Annotated in this window: 3 protein-coding genes; all 3 read right to left on the minus strand. The window is 40.7% G+C overall.

The annotated features are described in order from the left end of the window. Positions 1-401: 401 nt before the first annotated feature. The 3 genes from lpdA to aceE all read right to left on the minus strand — a co-directional run bounded on the left by lpdA (position 402) and on the right by aceE (position 6,445). Positions 402-1,835 (minus strand): dihydrolipoyl dehydrogenase, encoded by a 1,434-nt coding sequence (lpdA, locus tag CXF71_RS17670; protein ID WP_101234271.1) that lies wholly within the window; start codon positions 1,833-1,835, stop codon positions 402-404. Positions 1,836-2,088: 253 nt separating this feature from the next. Next, entirely contained in the window at positions 2,089-3,738 is a 1,650-nt protein-coding gene (aceF, locus tag CXF71_RS17675) for a dihydrolipoyllysine-residue acetyltransferase (protein ID WP_232771537.1), read from the minus strand. A 25-nt stretch (positions 3,739-3,763) separates the two neighbouring features. Next, positions 3,764-6,445, minus strand: coding sequence for a pyruvate dehydrogenase (acetyl-transferring), homodimeric type (gene aceE / locus CXF71_RS17680; protein ID WP_101234267.1), 2,682 nt, complete (start codon positions 6,443-6,445; stop codon positions 3,764-3,766). Between the last annotated feature and the right edge of the window lie 134 nt (positions 6,446-6,579).

The raw sequence follows: 6,579 nt of genomic DNA on the forward strand, positions 1-6,579 counted from the left end.
ACGATAGAGAGAAGGCCGTTAGGCTATTGTTATTGAAAATCACATTATTAGATATTTAATCTGAGGTTTGGACAAGAGTTTTGTAACTTATTGAAGTTAGGTGAACAAATTAACTTAAAGTTCCAGTGACGAAATTTAAGTGTCTATTAAGATATTTTTACAAACCAATAACTGGTTATTGGGAGTAAAAATGACGCTGATAGGCGCTTAAATAGCGTTATTGGGCAAATTCCCTTATCCGAAGTTCAGGTTATTTAGGTTTGTTTAAAATAATCAGTCGGTAGATTTGCTATTACGCTTAACAAGCGTCTTCTATTCACTAATAAAAACCAATAAAAAAGCCAGTTACTTTATTCAAGTAACTGGCTTTTTAATAGATTAATCTATTATATTTTTTGCTCTTATTTCTTTTTCTTAACTGCTTTAGCGTTAGGTAAATCAGTGATTGAACCTTCAAAGATTTCTGCCGCTAAGCCAATTGATTCGTTTAACGTTGGGTGAGCATGAATCGTTAAACCGATATCTTCTGCGTCAGCGCCCATTTCAATAGCTAAACAAATTTCACCAAGCATTTCACCAGCATTGATACCAACAATAGCACCACCAAGTATACGACCTGATTCTTTTTCGAAGATTAACTTAGTTTTACCTTCAGTACGTGCAGAGGCGATAGCACGACCAGACGCGGCCCAAGGGAAGTTAGCAATTTCGATGTTTAAACCTTGCTCTTTCGCTTCTGATTCAGTTACACCAACCCAAGCCATTTCTGGGTCTGTGTAAGCGATTGAAGGGATACAACGCGGTTCGAAGGTATGCTTCTTACCTGAAATCACTTCTGCAGCACAATGTGCTTCATGAACAGCTTTATGCGCAAGCATAGGTTGACCAACAACATCGCCGATAGCGAAGATGTGCGGCACGTTAGTACGAAGTTCGTTCGTTACATTGATGAAGCCACGCTCATCAACATTTACGCCTGCTTTATCAGCAGCAACTAAGTGACCGTTTGGCTTACGACCAACAGCAACTAAAATCTTGTCGTAACGTACTTGTTCAGTTGGAGCTTTTTTACCTTCAAAAGTAACATATAAGCCGTCATCTTTTGCTTCAACAGCAACAACTTTAGTAGACAACATAATGTTGAATTTATTCTTGTTGTAGTTGTTATAAACTTTAACAATATCTTTATCCGCTGCAGGTACTAATTGATCAGCAAACTCAACAACAGATACTTTAGACCCTAGTGCAGCGTATACAGTACCCATTTCTAGACCGATAATACCGCCACCAAGTACTAACATCTCACCAGGAACATCTTTAAGTTCTAATGCGCCAGTAGAGTCAATAACACGTGGGTCATCGTTAGGAATAAATGGTAAATCAATTACTGAAGAACCTGCTGCGATAATAGCGTTATCAAAAGTAACCGTCGTTTTCACGCCGTCATTACCTTCAACTTCAATAGTTTTATCTGAAGTGAATTTACCGTAACCGTAAACTGTCGTTACTTTACGTGCTTTAGACATGCCGCCTAAACCGCCAGTAAGTTGAGCTACTACGCTTTCTTTCCAGCCACGAATTTTATCTAAATCGATTTCTGGCTTACCAAAAGTAACACCGTGCGAAGCCATAGCAGCCGCATCGTCAATTACTTTAGCAACGTGAAGTAATGCTTTTGATGGGATACAACCCACGTTCAAACAAACACCACCTAATGTTTCACGGCTTTCAACTAATACTACGTCTAAACCTAAATCTGCTGCACGAAATGCTGCAGAATAGCCGCCAGGGCCTGAACCTAAAACTACTACTTGAGTTTTGATATTATTACTCATAAATTCCTCATTTTTAGTTAAGGTTAGCTCAACACTTTGCTTCTTTGCCCAATCGCTGCGGTGAAAGTACTCATTAATACCTTTAGATAAGGTCATCAACTCCGTGCTTTCGACTTGCTCTTGAACAAACTCACTGTGTCTTGAGCTATCCTTTTATCTATTTCAAATTTTTATGGCGAAATTCTACTCTTATGCGTTGAATTTCGCCAATATTAATTAACAACTGCCGACTAAAGTCGGACGTATTAGTTAATTAAAGTACTAATTTACGAATGTCAGACATTACGCCAGCTAGATGCACAGTGAAACGTGCTGCTAATGCACCATCAATAACACGGTGATCGTATGACATAGATAACGGCAGCATTAGCTTAGGCTCGAAGTCTTTACCATTCCATTTAGGTTTCATTTCTGATTTAGAAACACCTAAGATAGCCACTTCTGGTGCGTTAACGATTGGCGTAAATGCCGTACCGCCAATGCCACCAAGGCTTGAAATGGTGAAACAACCGCCCTGCATGTCAGCCGCTTTAAGCTTGCCGTCACGTGCTTTCATGCTGATTTCAAGTAATTCACGTGATAACTGGTGAATACCTTTTTGATCAACATCACGCACTACTGGCACAACCAAACCATTTGGTGTATCAACGGCAACACCAATGTGAATGTATTTCTTAAGAATTAAACTTTCACCGTCTTCACTCAAACTTGAGTTAAATGTTGGGAAGGCACGTAATGCATCAGCAGCTGCTTTTAAGATAAAAACGAGTGGCGTGATTTTAAAACCAAGTTTTTGCTTTTCACAAACAACATTTTGTTCTTTACGGAACGCTTCAACATTAGTGATATCAGCTTCATCAAATTGCGTAACATGTGGAATCGTTACCCAGTTGCGATGTAAAAATGGCCCAGAAATTTTCTGAATACGCGTTAATGCTTTCGTTTCAATTTCACCAAATTTAGAGAAATCAATCGTCTTAGCACTAACAACTTGTAAGCCGCCTTCGCCGCTAGCAACTGAACTACCCGCATTCGCTTTCGGGCGAGATAATTCATACTTAACGAATGATTGCACATCTTCTTTTAAGATGCGGCCTTTACGACCTGAGCCTTTGACTACGGTTAAATCAACACCAAATTCACGTGCAAGACGACGAATCGAAGGAGACGTATATATAGCTCCTTTATTTACGTTACCCGCTTGTGGATGATGGGGTACTGGTGAAGCCGTAGGTGCTGTTGTTGCAGCAACAGTAGGAGCCGGAGCAACAGCTACAGGAGCCGCTGGCGCTGCAGCAATAGGAGTAACACCGCCAGAAATTTCAAGCTTGATTACCAGTGAACCCTGCTTAACCTTGTCACCGTTATTGATAAATACTTCTTTAACAGTACCGGCATGCGTTGATGGTACATCCATCGTCGCTTTATCAGTTTCAAGAGTGATTAAACCATCTTCTTCTTCAATCACATCACCAACGCTTACTAATACTTCGATAACGTCAACTTCGCCGTCTTCACCAATATCAGGGACTGCGATTTCAATCACTTGCGAAGTAGTCGCAACAGCGGCCGCTACAGGAGCAGCTTCAACAACAGCAGCACTAGGTGCTGCTACAGGCGCTTCAACGACAGGATCCGCTGGCGTTTCTTCTGCAGGGGCAGCAGCCGACGCGCTCTCCATTTCGGCAATCACATCGCCTTCTTTAATTTTGTCACCAATATTGACGGTTAAGCTCACAAGCTTACCGGCAAATGGCGCGGGAATATCCATAGAAGCTTTATCAGTTTCTACGGTAATAATACCCTCATCAGCTTCGAGTGTGTCGCCAACAGCAAAACAAATTTCGATAATTTCAACTTCATCGCCACCAACATCAGGGACTAGGATTTTTTCAATAGACATTATATTTTCCTTATCTAGATGCTAATTATGCGTAAAGAGGGTTAAGTTTTTCAGTATCAATATCAAAGCGTTTAATTGCTTCTGTTACGACTGAACGTTTAACATCACCACGATTTGCTAACTCAAATAATGCCGCAACAACAATGTAAGGAGCGCTTACTTCGAAGTGAGTACGTAAGTTTGCACGACTATCACTACGACCAAAACCATCAGTACCTAAACAACGGTATTCAGTGTCAATGTACGCACGTACTTGATCTGAGTAGTTTTTGATGTAATCAGTTGCTGCAATGGCAGGTCCTGCATCTTTAGTAATGATTTGCGCAATGTAAGGTACACGCTGCTCACTTTCTGGGTGAAGCATGTTCCAACGAGTTACGTCTTGACCGTCACGACCTAGTTCGTTAAATGACGTTACTGAGTAAACATCACTTGAGATATTGAACTCATTAGCAAGAATTTGTGCCGCTTCACGTACTTTCTCTAAGATAGTACCTGAGCCTAGTAACTGCACATTGGCAGTCGCTTTACCTTTAGCAGGTGCAGCTTGTTCAAGTTGATAAATACCTTTGATGATTTCGTCTGCAACAGTTTTGCTTTCAGGCATTGCCGGATGTTGATAGTTTTCATTCATTAGCGTTAAGTAGAAGAAGATGTTTTCATTTTCTTCATACATGCGACGCAAACCTTCACGCACGATAACAGCAATTTCATAACCGTAAGTTGGATCATAAGTCACACAGTTAGGAATTAAACCTGCCTGTACATGTGAGTGACCATCTTGATGCTGAAGACCTTCGCCGTTAAGTGTTGTTCTACCTGCAGTAGCACCTAATAAGAAACCACGTGCTTGGCTATCGCCAGCTGCCCATGCTAAATCACCAACACGTTGGAAACCAAACATTGAGTAGTAAATGTAGAAAGGAATAGTTGTTGCGTTACACGTTGAATAAGAAGTACCCGAAGCAACCCAAGAGGCCATAGCACCTAGCTCGTTAATACCTTCTTGTAAAACTTGACCTTGCTTGTCTTCGCGGTAATAGGCAACTTGGTCAGCATCTTGTGGAACATACTTTTGACCTTCACTTGCATAAATACCAACTTGACGGAATAAACCTTCCATACCAAAAGTACGTGCTTCATCAGGAATGATAGGTACGATGCGCTTACCTATTTTCTTATCTTTTAATAAGCTGTTAAGTACACGTACAAAAGTCATTGTTGATGATACTTGACGATCACCAGAACCTTTTAGAATTGGATCAAAGATTTTAAGTGCTGGAATTTCGAGTTGCTCTTCCGCTTGCACACGACGTGCTGGTAATGAACCACCTAGCGCTTCGCGACGGGCTTTCATGTACTTGAATTCTTCACTGTCTTCAGGGAATTTGTAGAAAGGCAAATCAGCAATTTCATCATCGCTTACCGGAATATTGAAACGGTCTCGGTAATGTTTGATTGACTCAACGTCCATTTTCTTAACGTTATGGGCAATGTTTAATGCTTCACCTGAAGCGCCTAAACCGAAACCTTTAACTGTTTTAGCTAAGATTACTGTTGGACGACCTTTAGTATTTTTCGCTTTTTCATAAGCCGCATAAACTTTAACTGGGTCATGACCACCACGATTTAAACGCCAGATATCTGCGTCTGACATGTTAGCAACCATCGCTTTCGTTTCAGGGTACTTGTTAAAGAAGTTTTCGCGCGTGTACTTACCGCCTTTCGCTTTACAGTTTTGGTATTCGCCATCAACTGTTTCGTTCATTAGCTGTAGTAATTTACCTGAAGTATCACGGGCAATAAGTGAATCCCAGTAAGAACCCCAAATAACTTTCACTACTTCCCAGCCTGCGCCACGGAATGTACCTTCAAGTTCTTGGATAATTTTACCGTTACCACGTACAGGACCATCTAAACGCTGTAAGTTACAGTTAACAATAAACGTTAAGTTATCTAAACCTTCACGTGAGGCTAAACCGATAGCACCTAATGATTCTGGCTCATCAGTTTCGCCATCACCTAGAAAAGCGTAAACACGTTGGCCTGAACAATCTTTAATGCCACGGTCAGTTAAGTATTTTAAGAAACGTGCAGTATAGATAGCTTGTAATGGACCTAAGCCCATAGAAACTGTTGGGAACTGCCAGAAATCTTTCATCAAATGAGGATGCGGGTACGAAGATAAACCTTTGCCATCACATTCTTGACGGAAGTTATTCATTTGCTCTTCAGTTAAACGACCTTCCATGAAGGCGCGAGAATAAATACCTGGAGAAATATGACCTTGAGCAAAAATGAAATCACCGCCATCAGTTTCAGATGCCGCTTTAAAGAAGTGGTTAAAACCCACATCATATAAAGTAGATGAAGAGGCAAAGCTACCAATATGGCCACCCAGTTCTAAATCTTTTTTAGAGGCACGTAATACTAACACTAATGCGTTCCAACGAATTGCTGCACGGATACGTGATTCAATCGTTTGATCCGCAGGCATATGAGGTTCTTGGCCTGGTGGAATAGTATTTACATAGGCTGTAGTCGCGTTAAACGGTAAATGAGTACCACCACGACGCGCACGTTCAATTAACGTTTCTAATAATTGATGGGCACGTTCTGGGCCTTCATTTTCTAATACTGACTCTAATGACTCTAACCACTCTTGAGTTTCTGCTGAATCAATATCGATATTTGGTAGATCTGACATATTGTTTAGTCTCCAATACTTTGTTTTTTGATAGATGTTTAATAAAAAGTTTAATAACTATGTTGAGCTACATTCTGCGCATTGAGCGTTCCATGCGACTGTTTTCTTGTGTCGACTTTAAAAGTATTTCTTCA

Source organism: Colwellia sp. 12G3 (assembly GCF_002836775.1).
Classification (GTDB): Bacteria; Pseudomonadota; Gammaproteobacteria; order Enterobacterales; family Alteromonadaceae; genus Colwellia.